This window comes from Desulfobacterales bacterium, from assembly GCA_029211065.1.
Classification (GTDB): Bacteria; Desulfobacterota; Desulfobacteria; order Desulfobacterales; family JARGFK01; genus JARGFK01.
In genome coordinates this window covers 1-19,638 of sequence record JARGFK010000056.1, presented here as the reverse complement: position 1 = coordinate 19,638, position 19,638 = coordinate 1, and the positions used below count along the sequence as shown (strand labels likewise).

The 19,638-nt window shown below is 50.5% G+C and carries 16 protein-coding genes; all 16 read left to right on the top strand.

Translation table 11 applies throughout. The annotated features are described in order from the left end of the window. Nucleotides 1-50: 50 nt before the first annotated feature. On the top strand, nucleotides 51-1,439 hold the full coding sequence (gene pstC, locus P1P89_13250; GenBank protein MDF1592477.1) for a phosphate ABC transporter permease subunit PstC: 1,389 nt from the start codon (nucleotides 51-53) through the stop codon (nucleotides 1,437-1,439). Then, a complete protein-coding gene (gene pstA, locus P1P89_13245) occupies nucleotides 1,432-2,721 on the top strand; it encodes a phosphate ABC transporter permease PstA (protein MDF1592476.1) in 1,290 nt (429 codons plus the stop codon). Before pstC ends, pstA begins: the two co-directional genes overlap by 8 nt. 185 nt (nucleotides 2,722-2,906) lie before the next feature. After that, complete coding sequence (locus tag P1P89_13240; protein MDF1592475.1) at nucleotides 2,907-3,965, top strand: PstS family phosphate ABC transporter substrate-binding protein; 1,059 nt, start codon at nucleotides 2,907-2,909, stop codon at nucleotides 3,963-3,965. 342 nt (nucleotides 3,966-4,307) lie between these two features. Then, nucleotides 4,308-5,162: a phosphate ABC transporter ATP-binding protein PstB gene (pstB, locus tag P1P89_13235; GenBank protein MDF1592474.1), complete on the top strand. Its 855-nt coding sequence runs from the start codon at nucleotides 4,308-4,310 to the stop codon at nucleotides 5,160-5,162. Nucleotides 5,163-5,176: 14 nt separating this feature from the next. Continuing rightward, complete coding sequence (gene phoU, locus P1P89_13230; protein MDF1592473.1) at nucleotides 5,177-5,833, top strand: phosphate signaling complex protein PhoU; 657 nt, start codon at nucleotides 5,177-5,179, stop codon at nucleotides 5,831-5,833. A 48-nt stretch (nucleotides 5,834-5,881) separates the two neighbouring features. Next, the gene (locus P1P89_13225) at nucleotides 5,882-6,592 is read left to right on the top strand and encodes a response regulator transcription factor (GenBank protein ID MDF1592472.1); all 711 of its coding nucleotides are present in this window, start codon (nucleotides 5,882-5,884) and stop codon (nucleotides 6,590-6,592) included. Continuing rightward, the gene (locus P1P89_13220; GenBank protein MDF1592471.1) at nucleotides 6,576-7,862 is read left to right on the top strand and encodes a HAMP domain-containing sensor histidine kinase; all 1,287 of its coding nucleotides are present in this window, start codon (nucleotides 6,576-6,578) and stop codon (nucleotides 7,860-7,862) included. The genes P1P89_13225 and P1P89_13220 overlap by 17 nt, the downstream gene beginning before the upstream one ends. 331 nt (nucleotides 7,863-8,193) lie before the next feature. Further along, nucleotides 8,194-8,679, top strand: coding sequence for a ubiquinol-cytochrome c reductase iron-sulfur subunit (locus P1P89_13215; protein MDF1592470.1), 486 nt, complete (start codon nucleotides 8,194-8,196; stop codon nucleotides 8,677-8,679). A 35-nt stretch (nucleotides 8,680-8,714) separates the two neighbouring features. After that, nucleotides 8,715-9,704: an ethylbenzene dehydrogenase-related protein gene (locus P1P89_13210; GenBank protein MDF1592469.1), complete on the top strand. Its 990-nt coding sequence runs from the start codon at nucleotides 8,715-8,717 to the stop codon at nucleotides 9,702-9,704. An 11-nt stretch (nucleotides 9,705-9,715) separates the two neighbouring features. Next, entirely contained in the window at nucleotides 9,716-10,807 is a 1,092-nt protein-coding gene (locus P1P89_13205; GenBank protein ID MDF1592468.1) for a cytochrome b N-terminal domain-containing protein, read from the top strand. Nucleotides 10,808-10,865: 58 nt separating this feature from the next. Next, nucleotides 10,866-11,828, top strand: a complete 963-nt coding sequence (locus P1P89_13200; GenBank protein MDF1592467.1) for an ethylbenzene dehydrogenase-related protein — start codon at nucleotides 10,866-10,868, stop codon at nucleotides 11,826-11,828. 240 nt (nucleotides 11,829-12,068) lie between these two features. Beyond that, entirely contained in the window at nucleotides 12,069-13,238 is a 1,170-nt protein-coding gene (locus tag P1P89_13195; GenBank protein MDF1592466.1) for an MFS transporter, read from the top strand. 140 nt (nucleotides 13,239-13,378) lie between these two features. Further along, on the top strand, nucleotides 13,379-15,073 hold the full coding sequence (locus tag P1P89_13190) for a YgiQ family radical SAM protein (GenBank protein ID MDF1592465.1): 1,695 nt from the start codon (nucleotides 13,379-13,381) through the stop codon (nucleotides 15,071-15,073). A 77-nt stretch (nucleotides 15,074-15,150) separates the two neighbouring features. Then, complete coding sequence (locus P1P89_13185; GenBank protein MDF1592464.1) at nucleotides 15,151-16,167, top strand: transposase; 1,017 nt, start codon at nucleotides 15,151-15,153, stop codon at nucleotides 16,165-16,167. Between the two features lie 294 nt (nucleotides 16,168-16,461). Continuing rightward, a complete protein-coding gene (locus P1P89_13180) occupies nucleotides 16,462-16,605 on the top strand; it encodes a hypothetical protein (protein MDF1592463.1) in 144 nt (47 codons plus the stop codon). Between the two features lie 15 nt (nucleotides 16,606-16,620). Further along, the coding region (locus tag P1P89_13175; protein ID MDF1592462.1) for an SUMF1/EgtB/PvdO family nonheme iron enzyme at nucleotides 16,621-19,638 on the top strand (3,018 nt) is incomplete at its 3' end.

Genomic DNA, 19,638 nt, shown 5'->3' with positions numbered 1-19,638 from the left:
AATTCCGCCCCATTATACCGCAGGAATAAAATAAATTTATCTTAAATACGATGCCGTCTTATACTTTAATACTGATCCTGTTGATTTTATCCGCTTTCGGATACGCCATCGGAAAGCGGCGGGCGTTCACCGTTGCCGGTGGAACATCCCGTTTCAAGCGGCTGCATTCACGCCCGGTCTATTACGGCGTCCTGACAGCCCTGTGGTGCGGAATCCCCGCCCTGCTGGTATTCGGGTTCTGGCTGGCATTTGAAGACGGTGTGATCACCTACCTGGTGGCAGCCGATCTGCCGGAGTCGATTCGCACCTTGCCGCCGGAACGCCTGGGATTGATCCTCAACGACGTTAAAAACCTGGTGGAAGGCAACATCGTATCCGGAAAAATCAGCCCGGCGATCCAGGCTGCGGCCGATCATTATCAGAGACTGCAAGCCACCAGCAGCGCCGCCCTGGCGGTCATTGTCCTCGCACTGGCCCTGGCCGGCATCCTTTTCATCCGGACGAAAATAAAGCCCGCCATGCGGGCCCGCAATCAGGTTGAAACCCTCATCCGGTATGGCTTGATCGGATGCTCCACCATCGCGATTTTTACGACCGTCGGCATCGTTCTGTCGGTATTGTTTGAGGCCGTTCGATTTTTTAAAATGATACCGATCTATGAATTTCTGTTCGGACTCGAATGGAGCCCCCAGATGGCCATCCGGGCGGATCAGGTGGGTTCTTCCGGAGCTTTCGGGGCGATCCCGGTTTTCGCAGGTACGGTCCTGATTTCGGCCATCGCCATGGTGGTGGCCGTGCCGGTGGGTCTGATGTCGGCCATTTACCTGTCCGAATATGCCAACAAGAAATTCCGGGCGGTGGCCAAACCCCTGATTGAAATACTGGCAGGGATTCCAACGGTGGTGTACGGCTTTTTTGCCGCGCTGACCGTGGCCCCCTTTATCCGCAGCGTCGGAAGTCAGCTCGGGTTGGATGTATCTTCGGAAAGCGCCCTGGCAGCTGGTGCGGTCATGGGAATCATGATTATTCCCTTTGTGTCTTCGTTATCGGACGATTTTATCAACGCCGTGCCCCAGTCGCTGCGCGACGGCTCCTACAGCCTGGGCGCCACCCGGTCTGAAACCATTAAAAAGGTGATTGTCCCGGCCGCTCTGCCCGGCATTGTCGGCGGGATTCTTCTGGCGGTGTCCCGGGCCATCGGCGAAACCATGATCGTTGTCATGGCGGCCGGCCTGTCGGCCAACCTGACGGTAAACCCCTTGGAAGCAGTGACCACCGTTACCGTTCAGATTGTCACGCTGCTGGTGGGCGACCAGGAGTTTGACAGCCCCAAAACCCTGGCGGCTTTTGCCCTGGGCCTGCTGCTGTTCGTGTTGACGCTGCTGCTGAATATTATCGCCTTGCGGGTGGTGCGCAAGTATCGTGAGCAATATGAATAATAAGCCTATATCCGATAAATTACCGAATCGGGCACAGCAAATCGTCGACAGGAGTCTTGCAAAACGATACCGTGCCGAGCGGTGCTTCAAATTCTATGGCATTTCCGCCATTGCGCTTAGCCTGATGTTTTTGTCGCTGCTGTTCATCAATATCATTTCTAAAGGATATACGGCATTTCAGCAGACCTTTGTTGAATTGGACATTTTTTTTGATCCGGGCATTCTCAACCAGGAAGCACTGGTGAAAGCGGATTATGGCGCTATCGTTAAAAACGCTTTGCAGGCCATGTTTCCGGATGTACAGGGCAGGGCGGACAAACGAATGCTCTACGGTCTGGTCAGCTCCGGAGCAACCTATCAGCTGCGGGACATGGTGCTGAAAAAACCGGAAATTATCGGCAAAAAATTGTCGGTGTGGGTACCGGCCGATGATGATATCGACATGTTGATCAAGGGACACATAAAAAAGGATGCACCGGAAAGTGAGAGCCGGTTCAGCCGGAAGCAATTAGACTGGATCGACCGGTTGACGGCTGCGGGCAAGGTACAAAAGAAATTCAACCGAACATTTTTTACGGCCGGTGATTCGCGCGAGCCTGAACAGGCCGGAATCCGGGGGGCGGTCATGGGCTCGTTTTTTACCCTGCTGATTACCCTGGTATTGTCGTTTCCCACCGGTGTGGCGACGGCCGTCTATCTGGAGGAATTTGCGCCGAAGAACCGATGGACGGACCTGATTGAAATCAACATCAACAATCTGGCGGCGGTGCCGTCGATTGTTTTCGGGCTGCTGGGTCTGGCTGTTTTTTTAAATTTTTTCGGACTTCCCCGCTCTGCACCCCTTGTCGGCGGCCTGGTGCTTTCCCTGATGACGCTGCCGACCATCATCATTGCCGGCAGTTCCGCGCTGAAGGCTGTTCCGCCTTCGATCCGCGAAGCGGCCCTGGGCGTGGGAGCTTCGCAGATGCAGATGGTCGCCCACCATGTATTGCCGCTGGCATTGCCGGGCATGCTGACCGGCGCGATTATCGGCATGGCCCGCGCACTGGGGGAATCGGCTCCGCTGCTGATGATCGGCATGGTGGCGTTTATCGTGGACATCCCCGCCGGATTTAACGATCCGGCCACAGTCCTGCCGGTCCAGATTTATCTGTGGGCCGATAGCCCGGAACGGGCCTTTGTGGAGCGGACATCGGCCGCCATCATCGTGCTGCTGGCATTTTTATGCATCATGAATGCCGGCGCGATCATTCTGCGAAAGCATTTCGAGCGGCGATGGTAAGCCGAATGCCCCTATGCGCACATCCATGTATCCGACCTAACACTATTCCAATTTTTTTTTAATTTGAATCTATTCAAATCCAAATATTTTCCTAACATACGCCGCTTAAGTTAGGTACAAAATTTAAGGGCGACAATATCAGGTTCGCCGAAACAAACTTATTAAATTACAGGAGGAAAAAAGTTATGAGAAAAACATGGTTCGTTGTCTGGGTCTCGATTTTCGTTGCAACAGCATTTGCCGGCAACATTCATGCTGCATCCAGCCGGGACTACATCAGCATTGTCGGCTCATCGACGGTCTACCCCTTTGCAACAGTTGTTGCGGAAACTTTCGGAAAGAGCACGTCCTACAAAACCCCCAAAATCGAGTCAACCGGATCGGGCGGCGGTTTTAAACTCTTTTGCGCCGGTGTGGGCGTGGAACTTCCGGATATTACCAACGCATCCCGCCGGATGAAATCATCCGAATTCGATACTTGCCAAAAAAATGGTGTCAAAGACATTATCGAGGTTAAAATCGGCTACGACGGCATTGTCATGGCAAACTCGAAAAAGGCTGCCATGCTAAAGCTCAGCCGAAAAGAAATTTTTATGGCACTGGCAAAAGAGGTTCCGGACCCCAAAGGCTCGAATAAAATAGTTCCCAACCCCTATAAAACCTGGAAAGATGTCAATCCGGCCCTGCCGAACATAAAAATTGAAGTCCTGGGACCGCCGCCCACGTCAGGTACCCGGGATGCGTTTGTTGAGTTGGCCATGGTAGAGGGCGCCGGCGAATTCGCAGTAATAAAGTCTCTGGGGAAAACAGACAAAAAGAAATTCAAGGCTGTTACCGAGACCGTCCGCGAAGACGGTGCTTACATCGAGGCCGGTGAAAATGACAACCTGATTGTTCAAAAACTGGAAGCCAACCCCGATGCCGTTGGGATTTTCGGCTTCAGTTTTCTGGACCAGAACATGGATAAACTTCAGGGTGCTTATGTTGAAAGTTTTCAGCCGACTTTTGAAAATATTGCCGACGGCAAGTACCCCCTGTCACGTCCGCTTTTCTTTTATGTAAAAAAAGCGCATGTCGACGTGATCCCGGGCATCAAAGAATATCTGAACGAATTCAGCAGTGAAAAGGCCTGGGGAAAAGAAGGCTATCTGAGCGAAAAAGGGATGATACCGATGCCGGATGCGGAGCGCAGGCAATTCCACAACACGGTGAAAAATCTTGAGCGGCTAAATGCCATAAAATAGTTTAACGGTACGGGTATGACAGGCCGGAGTTCCCTATCGGAAATCCGGCCTGCCGGTCTTTATTAAGCGTCCCATAATTGTCACGATATATTTTTAAAAATCCCTCCTGCCCTCCCTTTTAAAAGGGAGGAAACACCCCTCTTTCGGAAAGAGGGGCGAGGGGAGATTTTGCAGGCGATGTCAATTCTATTTCGAGACTAATAAAAGGCGATTCATCCCGCGTTTAAATTGAAACGACTCCAATATTATTGACATAGGCTGGGAACAAATTTATATCGATGTATCATAATGGAATTGATTAACCCTTTTTCAACAGTTGAAATTTCAGAAACAAAAAAACGGATGCCTGAAGAAAAAACGCAACCAACAGGGAAAACATCGGAAGGCAAGACACTGGTCAGCCGCGAAAGCCGACGGACGGTGGGCGACATTACCGTGGATGATCCGCGCATGATCTGCCGGAATGTGGATGTTTTTTACGGTGACAAGCAGGCCATCAAAAAGGTTTCCCTGGAGATCGGCCGCAATGAAGTCCTGGCGATGATCGGGCCGTCCGGGTGCGGCAAGTCCACCTTTATCCGTTGCCTGAACCGCATGAACGATACCATCCCGGGGTGCCGGGTCAGCGGAGAAATCTTGCTGGACGGGAAAAATATCTATGAAACGGATGTGGATGTGGTCCCCTTGCGGGCCCAGGTGGGTATGGTATTTCAGAAACCCAACCCTTTTCCCAAGTCCATTTACGACAATGTCGCTTATGGTCCGCGCATCCACGGCCTGGCCGAAAGCAAAACCGAACTGGATGAAATCGTCGAGTCCTCACTGGTCAAAGCCGGGCTCTGGAATGAAGTCAAGGACATCATGAATCAATCCGGCACAAGCATTTCCGGCGGCCAGCAGCAGCGGCTGTGCATCGCCCGGGCCATTGCCGTCAGTCCCGAGATCATTCTGATGGATGAACCCTGCTCGGCGCTCGACCCGATTGCCACCGCCGTCATTGAAGACCTGATGGATGAACTGCGCAAACAGTACACGATTGTGATTGTCACCCATTCCATGCAGCAGGCGGCCCGGGTTTCCCAGCGCACCGCCTACTTTCATATGGGGGACCTGATCGAAGTCGGGCCCACACCGGTGATTTTTACCCGGCCGCGGCATCAACTGACCCAGGATTATATTACCGGACGTTTCGGCTAAACGGAGAACTGCCCATGACCAAGCACTTTAACCGCGAACTTGAAAAATTAAAAAAGCTGATTCTTTCTTTAGGTGCCCTGGCGGAAGATGAAGTCCGCATGGCGATTAAGGCCATTGAGCTGAAGGATGCCGAGATCGCCAGGAAAATCATCATCGACGACCACCGGATCGATGAAATGGAAGTGGACATTGAGGAAGAATGCCTGAAGGTTCTGGCCCTGCATCAGCCGGTGGCCGTCGATTTGCGGTTTATCGTGGCGGTGATCAAGATCAACAATGATCTGGAGCGAATCGGCGACGAAGCCGTCAACATTGCCGAGCGGGTGGAAAGCCTGGCAAAACGCAAAAGTTCAAGCTTTTACTACGATTACGCCAAAATGGCCCAGAAGGCCGAAAACATGCTGAAAATGAGTCTGGACGCCCTGGTAAATTTAGATATCGATCTGGCCTTTAAAGTGATAACCATGGATGACGAAGTCGATAATATTCAAAGCGAGGTTTATCAGCTTACCAAGCAGGCCCTGCGAAAACATTCCGACGAAGAAGCATTTCTCATCAACCAGTTTCTGATCTCCCGCCATCTGGAGCGGATTGCCGACCATGCCACCAATATCGCCGAGGAAGTGATTTATCTGATTGAAGGTGAGATTGTGAGGCACGGTAACTATTAGCAACACAGTTCGTTTCGGTTTATAACCTGAGAGCATTGCTAAAAATAGATGAGCCACCTTAAACCAAAACATGGCGTTAGAATACTGGTTGTTGAGGATAACCAGGATATCGCCGAGAATATCGCCGATTATTTGGAAGCCAGGGGGCATACGCTGGATTTTGCAATGGATGGCATCGGCGGGCTGCATCTGGCGCTGACCCAGGATTTTGACGCAATTGTTCTGGATATTATGCTGCCCGGAATGGACGGTCTGACGTTTTGTCGGAAGCTGAGAACAGAAGGGGGTAAACAGACCCCGGTGCTGATGCTCACAGCCCGTGATACGCTAGACGACAAGCTGGAAGGGTTTGACGCCGGTGCAGATGACTATCTGGTGAAACCCTTTGCCCTTGAAGAACTGGACGCGCGTTTGAGCGCACTGGTAAGGCGAGCCGAAGGGACCCTCCCACAGTTATGCGTTGCTGATTTGGTTTTTGATGTCAGAAAGATGAAGGTGGTCCGAGCGGGAACAGAGATAAAACTTAATCGAGTGTGCCTGAAAATTCTTCAAATTCTAATGCAGGCATCCCCGAATATTGTCAAGCGGGGTGATCTGGAACATGCGTTGTGGGGGGATATGCCGCCGGGCAGCGATGCCTTGCGAAGTCATATCTACGCCCTGCGCCATGCCGTTGACAAACCGTTTAAAACGCCCCTGGTCCAAACCGTTCACGGACTGGGTTATCGCCTGGTGGATTCCAATGAAATTTCGTCATAGCCTAAGAACGCGAATTGTTATTTCGTACTGCATTTTCGGCGCGGTGCTGGGCACGGTGTTTGCCGCGATCGTTTATATTTCGCTGGATTTTATCGACGATAATCTCGTCGACCATCGAATATCGAGAGAAGCAGAATTTTTGGTCCAGTCGCTTAATTTCGACGGCAGCCTGCCGGCGCCGGCCTCCGACCATATTCAAGCCTATCTCGGCACAAATTCCATGGCGCCCTGGATCCGACAAATGGTTCAAGGGCTGGGGGAAGGTTTTCACGAGAAGTACCGCCATGACGTTGAATACCATGTATTGGTAAAAACGCTGGCATCCTATAAGCAGCCGCTCTACGTGATTTATGACGTCAGCGCCCTGGAATTCACCGAGAGCCGCAAATTGATGATCGGCACCATTCTCTTGACCAGCATTTTTTTGGTGGTCGCTCTTGGCTTATGGATCGGGCTGGTGACGTCGCGAAAAATTATCGCCCCGGTTTCCTACCTGGCCCAGCAGGTGAACCAGTCACAGCCGGAAAATTTGCCGAAAAACCTGTCACAGGAATTTTATAACGATGAAATCGGCGTACTTGCGCATGCGCTTGAAATGTCCATGAAAAGGGTGGACAGCTTCGTCAAGCGTGAACAACAATTCACCCGTGATGCCAGCCATGAATTGCGCACGCCGGTAACGGTTATTAAAGGCGCTGTGGAGCTGTTAAAACAGCGCCTGGGAGAAGAAGAATCTGTTAAAAAACCTTTGAGCCGCATTGAACGCGCGGTAAGAGATATGGAAAACATCATTACGACTTTCCTGTGGCTGGCCAGAGAAGAGGCGGCCCTGGCACCTGATCAGGCGACCGCCGTATTGCCGGTATTAAAGGAAGCCATTGAACAGAATCAGCACCTTTTTTCCCAAAAACCCATTGAGATCGAATTCATTGTCCGGGCGGCCCCGGTCCTGAATGTTTCGGCCCCGGCACTGAAAGTCGTTGTCATCAATCTCGTGCAAAATGCTTTTCAATATACCGCTGCCGGCAACATCACCGTTGAGGTGGATACCGATCGGGTTACGGTAGCAGATACCGGCAAGGGGATTGAAGACAGCCAATTGGCTTCAGTCAAACAGCCTCATTTCCGCGGGGATGAAAGCCCGGGATTCGGCCTGGGGCTGGCGATCGTCAGCCGATTATGCAAGCGGTTCGGCTGGCAGTTTGACATTGACAGTGAATTGGGAAAAGGAACACGGGTCAGCTTGGTTTTTTCCTCCGGGGAAAAATAGCTGCTGCGCGGCCATGATTCGATAATATGGTTACGGCCCCACGGAGGCTACCCCCCGGCGGACAGGGCCAGTTTTGAACCGCAAGAGCGAGCGCATTCCCTGTCCCGCCTTGGCGGGACTGCAGGGAACCTTCCAATAATTGCCATTATTTTTTCGATTTCACCTTTTTTTCACATCGATTTCACCTTTTTTTCACATTCCCTTCTTTAAAAAGAATGCAAACATCCGAGAATTTTGCTGTCAGGCAAATGGTAGAATATTCTTAAACCAATTTATTTACCCCTCCCTTTAACTCTCGGACACCGGATACGACCATTTGGATATTTCTAAGATGAATACCGACAACAATGACCATTCGAAAATAAGCCGCCGGGGATTTTTGCAGACAACGGTCTTGACCAGTGGCGCGGCGGTTCTGGTGGGGATACCCGTGATCTCATATATTGTCGCGCCGGCGATGAAGAAGGCCACGGGCAAATGGGTCGGATTCGGGCCTGCGGCGGAATTACAACAGAACACCTACAACATGCTCTCTTATGAATTTATGGTGAAAGACGGCTGGCAGGTGTTGCCGCAGCGCGGTTTTGTCTGGGCCACCAAAAACGATAGCGGCCAGGTTAAGGTATTTTCCTCCACCTGCACCCATTTGGCCTGCAACGTTATCTGGCGGGAGGATGCACAGGTATTCGAATGCCCGTGTCATTCCGGCCGGTTCGATGCGTCCGGCCGCCCCATCGCCGGACCGCCCACAAAGCCGTTGGTATCTTTGGAAAACAAAATTGAGGATGGAAACTTGTTGGTATATCTGAGCTTTTAATAATGAACCGTTCAATTAAATCTAAGGGGGTCAGCATGAAAAAACATTTTAGCATGTACGTTGTTTTGTTTTTCCTGTTCATTATAGGGGTATCACTTTTCAATGTTCCTGAAGGAATTGCGGCAGCCAAACAGACATTGGCTGCCGCAAGCGTAAAAGCGGAGCCTGCCGGTCTGGACGATCAGGTTTGGTCCACCGCCAAAGCGATAGAGGTGCCGTTTGAGGGCAAAGAGCAATTTGCCGGGAAAAAAGCAAGTGTTACCACCAAGGCCGTTTATACCGGCGACAGTATCTTCTTTCTTTTTAAATGGGCGGACCCGACGCTGAGCGTAACCAAAGAGGCTTGGAAATACGACGGTCTTAAATGGTCGCATATGCAAGGTAATGAAGACCGGATTTCGTTGCTGTTTGAAATAAATAGAATCAAAAATTTTGCCACCAAAGGATGCGCAATTACCTGTCACGTGCCTCAAGGAGCGCCCAATGCCAAAGAGGGCAAATTCGGGACCCTATCGGAAGCCGAAAAGGGCGACTTGTGGCATTGGAAGTCGGCGCGTTCGGATCCAGCCGGCGTTGCGGATGATACCTGGCTGACCAAAACCGATATGAAAAAAAGCGGACGGAAAAGCGACAAGGGCAAAGGCGGTGATACGAGGAATATGACCGAGGACAAGACCAAGCCCAAATATATGCTTGCCCCCGGAAAAAAACTGGCAAAGAACGATATTCTACTGACTTCCCATGCTGTTGAAATCTCGGATTACTCGGCTTTTAAAGCCGGTGACACCATCACCTATCGCATGCCGAACGTACCGGAAGGGTCAAGTGCCGACATCAAGGCCGACAGCCGCTGGGAGAACGGCCAATGGACGGTAATGCTGTCGCGCAAACTGGATACCGGGCATGGTGATGACGTGGCATTCAATACAAAGAAAAAGTATAATTTTGCCATGGCGCTTTTCGATGATTCCGGTGATGAAAACTCATACGATTCCGAAACGATTTCTCTTGAATTTTCGCGGTAAGGTGATCTGGCATGGCGGCGACGGAACAAAAAAGCAAACAGAATATGGCAGATCTGCTGATTGCAAATCTCGGCCTGGAGCAGATTGTCGCGAGTCTTTCGGAACTACAGATTCGCAGGGATGCCATTACGTGGCATCGATTTTTCGGAGCCTTGAATCTGGTCTTATTGGTTTTGCTTTTTCTATCGGGAAGCGTTATGGCGTTTTACTATTCGCCGGTTCCCGGAACCGCTTATGACAGTGTCGACTTTGCGCTTTTCAGCCTGCCGTTCGGCACGATTATCAAAGGCATTCATCATTACTCGTGGAATATACTGCTGGTCGTAATGGGCGTGCATCTGTTGCGTTCATTTGTCGTGGGGGCTTACAAGGCCCCCCGACAAATGGTCTGGATTTCAGGTGTCGTTTTCTTGGTTATTGTGCCGATGTTTATCATCACCGGCGACTTGCTGCCCTGGGATCAAAAAGGGTACTGGTCCACCCGGGTCCGGCTCAGCATCATCCACTCCATTCCGTTCATCGGGGATCTTGCGGTGCGATTTTTACAGGGCGGCCCCTTGACCGGCATTGTCGCAGTGACCCGGTTTTATGTCCTGCATACCCTCTTTTTGCCGGGCATGCTCGTGCTGGCGATGGCTGTTCATTTTCATTTTATACTATACCGGGGCTTATCCGAGCCCTTGTTTGGAGAAGAAAGGTCTGTTCGGCGGATATCTTTTCTCCCCGGCATATTGAATCGATGGTTGTTATTATTTTTAATTGTCACGGCTGTCCTGGGCCTGGTCTCGCAACACTGGACGGCACCTTTGGGAGATCCGGCGGATCCGACGGATTCGGCTTTTATTCCCAAACCGGAATGGTGGGTTCTGTTTCTCAACCAGCTCGTGGCGATATTTAGCGGTCCGTTTGCCGTAATCGGAACGGTGGTTATTCCCGGGGGGCTTTTCGGGCTGTTGGCTGCCCTGCCGTTTTTAGACAGGTCGGCCGAACGGGATCCTGCCCGGCGCATCTCCGTAATGATTATCGCTGCCGTTATCATGGTCGGCATGACGGGCCTTTCACTAATGGGGTATATCGAGCATTTTGTATCGACCGGAAAATAAAAAATCGAAGAGGTGCCGGATGGGTCAAAGGACCGTCGCTTGTTTATGGATAATTTCAATGGTGGTTGTCATTCAGCTGATGAAACCGGTGGGGTTGTCGGCGGGGGGTGACGTCCTGATCATCAACGCCATGCGCCAGGGCCAGGCCCCCCGGGGACTGGATGATGCGATTTGGCAGCAAATACGCCCCGTCCAGGTCCCGGTTAAAGGACGCGGAGAATTGAACCGTGAGGGAGAATTCGTCACTACCCGCGCCATATATACGGACGACAGCATATTTTTCCATTTGCAATGGAAAGATCCTACGCGAAGTATCATCAAGCAATCCTGGCAGTATGACGGCAAACGCTGGTTTCATATGCAGGGCAATGAGGACCGCATCGCACTGCTTTTTGAAATCACCCGCATCAATAAGTTTGCTTCCAGAGGTTGTGCGGTAACATGCCATAGTCCGGCCGATCTTCCCAAATCACAATGGAAGTTTGCCACAAGCAGGGCAACCGAGAAGGGAGATTTATGGCATTGGAAAGCAGCACGCTCCGATCCATATAAATATGCCGATGATGCCTGGTTAACAGTGGCCGGCAATCCCACGGGCTCCTATCGCGAAACCGGCCGGAGAAAAGACGCCGGAAGCGGCGGCGATATTAACAATCAGACCGGCGATGGACTGCGCCCCCTGTATATGCCGAATCCGGCGCGCAAAGACGCCTCGCCGGAATTTCTGTTGAAAGAAGATGCCATACCGATTAAAGATTATTCCGTGTTTCAGCCGGGTACGGTGATCCCTTTCAGGTTGCCGGTCAAACCGAATGGGTCCCGTTTTGATGTTAAAGCTGAAAGCCGCTACCAGGACGGCCAATGGAGCGTTATGCTTTATCGAAAACTAGATACCGGACATGAGGATGATGTGAAATTCAATCCCAAAAAGCGCTACAGCTTCGCCATGGCGGTATTTGACGATTCCGGGGACGATCATTCCAAAGCAACCAAGGCATTGCTTTTAGTATTCGACCGATAAAACCTTGCTTCAAAATAAAGGTATCTCTCCGGCGAAGGCCATTAATTTCGTTCGTTAACACCGTACCATGACGATTCTGCCAAGGTTCAATAACTACTGATCGTGTCTATGATCCGTCGTCTTGCGTTTCTCCTTGACCACCCCTGCCTGCTCGGCTATAAAAACAAACTTTGTTTTAAACACAACCAGATACACATCTTTTATCATAAAAATGATATTTATAGAGGATAGCCACTTTTAATGACACCTGAAAACGCGAAAGCCAATATCAAAGTCATTGCTGCACTTACCCTGGTCCATTTTGCCGGTGATTTTTACAGTTCGTTCATCAATCCGCTGTTTCCGCTGTTTGTAGAAAAATTGAATCTTTCCCTGGCGCAGGTCGGCATCATCGCCGGCACTGTCCGGTTGCTGGCCTTTATCGTCCAGCCGTCCGTGGGATACTTGGCCGACCGCTATCAGACCCGGGTGTTTATTCTTGGGGGGCTGCTGCTGTCCGTTGTGTTCATCCCCCTGTCGGGTGTTGCCCCCACGTTTTTAATCCTGCTCCTTTGTGTTGCAGCCGGGTCCATCGGGTCCGCCATGTACCACCCGTCGGTGACCGGTATGGTTTCCCTTTATGCCGGCCGGAATGCCGGCCTGTCCATGTCGATTTTCAACACCGGCGGCACCCTGTCGTTTGCCCTGGGGCCGCTGTTCGTCACCTGGTATGCGGCCACTTTCGGTTTGGAGGCTTTGCCGGGGACCATGGTGCTCGGTCTTGCCGCGGCCGCCTATCTGTTTGTTGCCGTTCCCCAGCCGCAAAGCGAAGGGCTTAAAAAACTGGGATTTTTCGGCACCCTCAAGGAAACTATGGGGCCGGCCCGAAAACCGATTTTCCTGATCTGGCTGGTCATGGTCTTGCGCGCCGTCGTCGGCCAGTCCTTTATGACCTTCATGCCGGTGATGTATGTGTCCAAAGGGTATTCGCTTGTTTCAGCCGGCGTGGTGTTCTCCCTGTTCACGCTGGCAGGTACGATCAGCGGTATCTTGTCCGGGCATCTTTCCGACCGTATCGGATTCAAACCTGTTTTCCTTACAGCCCATATACTAATGCCCCTGGCGCTGATTCTGCTGCTTTACCTGCCCGGCAATTGGGTATATCCGGGGGCGGTCCTGGCCGGGTTTTTCACTCTGGCGACCATGCCGCTGGGGGTGGTCATGGCCCAGAAACTGGCGCCCCGGGGAAGATCCATGGTGGCCAGCCTGATGATGGGATTTGCTTACGGGCTGGGCGGGATGATTTCACCGCTGGTGGGAAAACTGGCGGACCTCTTTTCCATCCAGCCGGTGCTTTTCGGCGTTGCTTTGATCCCGCTGCTTTCTCTGGTTTTTATTTTCAGATTTCCCAATATCCCCCTGAAGCGCTAATGGGCTGTACTTTTTAAAACACCCAAATTTGAAACATTCCGTCGTGCCATTAACCTTCTTGATGTATTATCCGGAAAGTCATATAATCATAGTATAATGATGTTGATGTATGCGGATAGAAGGAGACCGTAAGGGATAGGATGTTCATACCCACTACAAAAGATGAGCTTAAAGCGTTGGGCTGGCAGTCGCTGGATGTGATCCTGGTGACCGGGGATACCTATGTGGATTCGCCCTTTATCGGGGTTGCGGTTATCGGCAAGGTGCTGCTGGATGCCGGCTTCCGGGTGGGCATCATCGCCCAGCCGGATATCACCGGCGAAAGGGACATCCGCCGCCTGGGCGAACCGGACCTCTTCTGGGGCATTACGTCCGGATGCATGGACTCGATGATAGCGAACTATACCGCCATAGGCAAAAAGCGCCGGCAGGACGATCTTACCGCCGGGGGCAGGAACAACCGGCGGCCGGACCTGGCGGTGATCGCCTACAGCAACCTGGTGCGCCGCTATTTTAAAAATACCCGGCCGATTGTGCTCGGGGGCATGGAAGCAAGCCTGCGGCGTATCTCCCATTATCACCATCCGTCCGACAGCATCCGGCGCTCCATTCTCTTTGACGCCAAGGCCGATATCCTGGTGTATGGCATGGGCGAACGCACCATCCTGGAGCTGGCAAAGAGAATCCGGGACGAGCGTCCGGTTTGGGATGTGCGCGGGATCTGCTATATTGCGGCGGAGAAAAAGGAAGGATTTATCGAGCTGCCTTCCCACGCGGATGTTGGGGCAGAGCCGGCGGCTTTCAGCCGGATGTTTAAGATTTTCTATGGGAACAATGACCCCGTCACCGCCAGAGGTCTCTGCCAGCAGCAGGACAGCCGCTACCTGATCCACAATCCGCCCCAGCTTCCCCTGACGCCGGCGGAGCTCGATCATGTGCATGAACCCGGCTACGAGCGGGACGTTCATCCGTATTATGCCTCCCGGGGGCCTGTGCGCGCCCTTGAAACCATCCGCTTCAGCCTGACCACGCACCGGGGGTGTTACGGCGAATGCCATTTCTGCGCCATATCGGCACATCAGGGGCGCACCGTAACTGACCGCACGGAGGCGTCCATTCTAAGGGAGGCGAAAGTTCTTACCGCCCATCCGGAATTTAAGGGAACGATTCAGGATGTGGGCGGCCCCACCGCCAATATGTACGGGATCGAGTGCGGACGCAAAAGTAAAAAAGGGGCCTGCCGCCGCAAACGCTGCCTGACGCCGGTGGTCTGCGAGAAGCTGAAGGTCGATCACAGCCTCCAGATCGCGCTCTTAAAAAAACTGCGGGAGCTGCCCGGTGTCAAAAAGGTATTTATCGGATCGGGCATCCGCCATGATCTTATCTTGCAGGACGCCGACCACGGGCTTGAATACCTTGAAGAGATTATCCGGCACCACATCTCAGGCCAGTTGAAGCTGGCGCCCGAGCATTCCGAAAATGAGATTCTGGCATTGATGGGAAAACCGGCGATAGAAGGATTTATCGCGTTCAAAGATCGTTTTGAAACGATCAACAGGCGTTTAAAGAAAAAACAGTTTTTGACCTGCTATTTTATCGCGGCCTATCCCGGGTGCACCCTGGCGCACATGGGCCGGCTAAACCGGTTTAGCCGGGAGGTGCTCAAGTTCAGGCCCCGGCAGGTGCAGATCTTCACCCCGTCGCCGTCGACCCCGGCAACCCTGATGTATTACACCGCAAAAGCGTATGACACGGGAAAACCGTTTTTTGTGGAAAAGAACAGTCGCAAGAAAGAGGCGCAAAAGAACCTGGTGGTGAAAAAGGGTTCCGAATAATGGTCGCCAATCGCAATATGGGGACGTCCATTGGATTATTGGTTTACAGATTTTGTCTTATCTGATATGCAGCGATCATGCCACGCAAAGCCCGCATAGATGCTTCCGGCGCCCTGCATCATATTATCGTAAGGGGTATCGAGCGCAGCAAGATTTTTTACGATGACAAGGATCGGGATAACTTCTTGCAGCGGCTGGGTCATGTCTTGTCTGAAACCGGCACGCCCTGTTTCGCCTGGGCCTTGATACCCAATCATTTGCATCTGCTGCTGCGAACAGGTCAAACCCCGATTGCTACAGTGATGCGGCGACTTTTAACCGGATATGCGATCAGCTTTAACCGGCGACACGGCCGGCATGGCCACTTGTTTCAAAATCGTTATAAATCCATTCTGTGCCAGGAAAATTTGTACTTGTTAGAATTGGTGCGCTATATTCACCTAAACCCCCTGCGTGTCGGTCTCGTAGAAGGCCTTGAAGGTTTAGATAAATATCCTTATGGCGGCCACAGCTCCCTGATGGGCCATTTAAGAAATACCTGGCAGGATACGGATTACATTTTAAGGTTTTATGGAAAGCGAGTTTCAACCGGCCGACAGCGCTACAGGGAATTTGTGGCGAAGGGTCTGGCTGCCGGCCGCCGGACCGATCTAATCGGAGGCGGGTTAATCCGAAGCGCTGGTGGATGGGCGGCGGTGAAATCCATGCGCAGGGGTTCATTGCATGTTAAGGGTGATGAACGGATACTGGGTGAAGGGGATTTCGTTGAAAAGGCGTTGGAAGCTGCTCAGGAAAAAATAGTGAGCAGCCCCGCGCTTAAGGCTCAGGATTACGGTTTTGAATGGCTGCTTCAGAGAGTGTCTGCCGTACTGGATATAGAACCGCGTGATATATTGGCAGCCGGCAAATACGTCCGGATCGTGGAGGCCCGCAGCTTGCTATGTTACTGGGGGGTGCGGAAGCTTGGAATGACGACCGTGGAACTATCGAAAAAAATAAACTTGTCCCAGCCTTCGGTGAGCCAGGCGGTTGTGCGGGGGCAGAAGATTGCGGAAGAGAAGAAGTTGAACTTGTTGCCGCCGGAAAACCAATAATCCAATGGGCGTCCCTTGTGTTAATAATCCAATGGGCGGCCCTTGTGTTGCCGGCCGGAGCGTAATCCGTTAAATGAGTACTTTTCCCAAAATATTCATTTTGCTTGACCGCAGGAAAATCATTAGATATCAAAGTTCCTGTAATCAAAGCAAAACATCATTTCAGACCTTGCCTGTAAATTGAGTGTGGCGAAACATACGCGCTCAGATTTATCCTTTCACCCTTTTTGCATTTTGAATTGTACCGGTTTGATTGCGGGAAATCCGCATTGAATAAAAAGGAGACAATAAAAGATGCCGGCCAAGAAACCCGTTTACATCATCAGTGACGCCCCCACAGAAACGTCCGTTTCTTTTGATTTCGACACCTATGCCCGGACCATTTCGGATTTGATTGCTAACAAGGAAAACAGGACGCTCATGGTTATCATTGAATAAATAAGGAGGGACAACATGACTCCAATAGAGCAGATTATTTATAAGATTCTTGGCGCAAAAACATTTGATGCCCTTATAGGCCTCCTTAAGGACAACAGAACACCGCTTCAGAAAGCTTATGACGAAGCCTTAGAGAAAACAAAACAGTGGTACGAACAAGAGTATAAACATAAATTCGGCAGAAAAAACAACCGATTTTTCCATTATCAAATATCGGACGAGGAACTCGAAAAGTTCTGTTTTATTCTACAAAATCCCGATATCAAACTTATCGCCCAACTTAAAATTGATGGTGTCGATACAGTCCCCGAAGATATCGTGCAGGATTTTGTGGATCACTTAATAATGGAGATGGGGAAATATCCTGAATGCGATGATGTTTTTGCCAAACGCGATTTGATACTCACGACGCATCAGATTGGTGTGGACACAAGCACGCTGGTGAAATTGAATGCAGCGGGATTGAAAGAGATAGAAGAACAAACAAGAATTCAGAGACAATTGCTTGAAATAACAAAAGGATCTGACAAGGCCGTCACGAAAATGGAAATTAAACCCCTTAATTGGCGGAAACTTTATGAAGTTTTCAAAAAGGAGCTATCCTGGATTAAAATCAAACATATTGGTCGGGGCTTTGATCGGGATGATCCGGAAAGGCTGAAGGTCAGCGATGTGTACTTTGAACAAAGTGCGGCGCTTGAAGACGTGAGGTACGACCTGCCTGATTCAGAAAGCCTGAAAGATTACAAAAAAAACGAAAAAATAAAAAAATTTCTATCGCACCCACTAACATGGAGCGATTATATTTCACGCTACCTGAAAGAACGCGGCGAAATTTTCGAATACACGGGTGATGCTAATGACGGATTACAAGTGTTTTGCAGGACGGCCGAGGCCTTTGTGGATTTCGTAAGAGATAGGATCAGAGAGCTTACCAGCTCAGATTTTCGGTCACTGATTGAGAAAGTCGCTAAAAAAACGAAAAGCGAACCTGCTGCAGTTATTGGGATATTGGACTGGTATTTCAAGCACAGCAGAAGAAGCGAGCCCCTTCTAAAACTTGTCAAACCACCTTTTTCCTGTCTGGTTACAGGAAATGCCGGCAGCGGTAAGACTACGGCAATGAAGGCGCTGGGCGGCAACCTTTTCAGAAACCTTGAGAAGGCGGATAACGACGGCAACCCTACTCCCATATTTGTGCGACTGCATGCCCTGCCGGAATCTTTTACAAAAGTGCCTGATAAAACGAAGCAAAGGGATACTTTAATTGAATATGTCTGTAATGACTGGAATCGGCAACTGGATGCTGATACGCAATTGAGCAATGAAGCGCTGGTTAATCAAAGAAGGACTGTGCAGCTTCTCCTCGACGGTTTTGACGAAATTGCTTCGGAAGAAATGAGAAAAAGCCTGGCAACCACTGTTGCGGCAATGGTCCAAGATGCCTTTAACATCATTGTAACCTCAAGGCCCGCAGCCATAGACGAATCGATGCTGGACAGCTTTAGCCTTCCGCAAATTCGGCTGCTGGATTTGACTGAGCCTCAGATAAATGATTTTGTCCATCGGTTCTATAAATTTTTTAGGGAAAGAGATCCTGAACTTGCGGAAGACAACACAACTTCGTTTATTTCAGCGCTTGAAGAAAGTGATTCGGCTTTAGAACTTGCCGGAAATCCGCTTTATCTTACCGTGATGATTCTGATGCATGTTAAAGACGAGATTTTGCCCCAAAGAAGGCTAGACCTTTTTTGCGAGTTTGTAAATATGCTGCTTTATCAAAGAAAGCTGGATAGTGCCCGAGAACAAAAAGGATTCTCTCCGGTGTTCCGTCTGGAAGTTCCCGGAGGAAGAAACATCGTATGGCAAGAGTCTACCTACATTGATCTACTTAGCCGGATTGCATTGAGTGTCCATAGAGATACCAAAGAAAGCGTCTATATTGTCCCTCAAAAAGTTTCGGATGCCGTAATGGAGCAGAAAAGCCTTCGCCGAGTCGTGAGAGGGATAAATTTGAAAAGACTCGAGATTGAATTTATCGAATTTTGCGACGGGACCTTGGGTATTCTTGAAAAAAGGGGGCGATACCACAGTTTCAGCCACAGGGTCATTCAGGAATATTTTGCCGCAATGCGCATTTCAGGTTTTGAAAAAGGTGATATTTTAAAGTTTTGGGAAACGGAAGCTTTGGCCGATCCCCTCCGGTGGAATGAAGTAGCCCGGCTGTTGTTTTGTAAAATCAAGGAAAAAGAATACCTCTTTGATTATCTGGAGGAAAAATGGAGTGAAGACATACTAAAAACATCAAACAGCAGAGCTGTTAAAATGGTTGTCGAATCGTTATATGACCTGCAGGGTTATTATAGCGAAACAGATAAGGTTCGCTATCTGGCGGAGGAAGTTAAAACGGCTCTTATTGCAAAACGGGACGCAAGTCATAAAGAAAGGGAAATGTTTCTAACCTGTTCCGATGCCCTTGGCTTTATCGGTGAACCGGAGATTGGCATCCAAAATCCTCCTGCTGTCAGGCTTGAAGCAGAGAAACCTTTTAAAATGGGCGGGGAGGGTAAAGATGAATATTCGCATGAGGTATCTCTGTCGCCTTTCTGGATAAACAAATACCCAGTTACGAACAGCGAATTTAAAGAGTTTATCAGACAAGGTGGCTATAAAGACGGCCGATACTGGCAGGATGATCATTCCAAGTTTGGTTTTGACGGAAGAAAGTTTAAAAAAGAAAAGAATCTGGATGAGCCACTCCTCTGGAATGACGAAAGATTTGGCCGCAAGCGACCCCTTGCGCCGGTTGTGGGAGTAAGCTGGTACGAGGCCATGGCCTTCTGCCGCTGGTGGACCCTCACTTACGGCAGTGAGTGGGGGCAAAGCCGGGGTATAGACGGTGAAGTGATGATGCGCCTACCCACAGAGGCGGAATGGGAATTTTCCGCAAAGGGCTACGAAGATAGGGAATATCCCTGGGGGGATAAGCCACCTGATTCGAAAGAAGGTTTTGCAAATGTAGGAAAGTGGAGT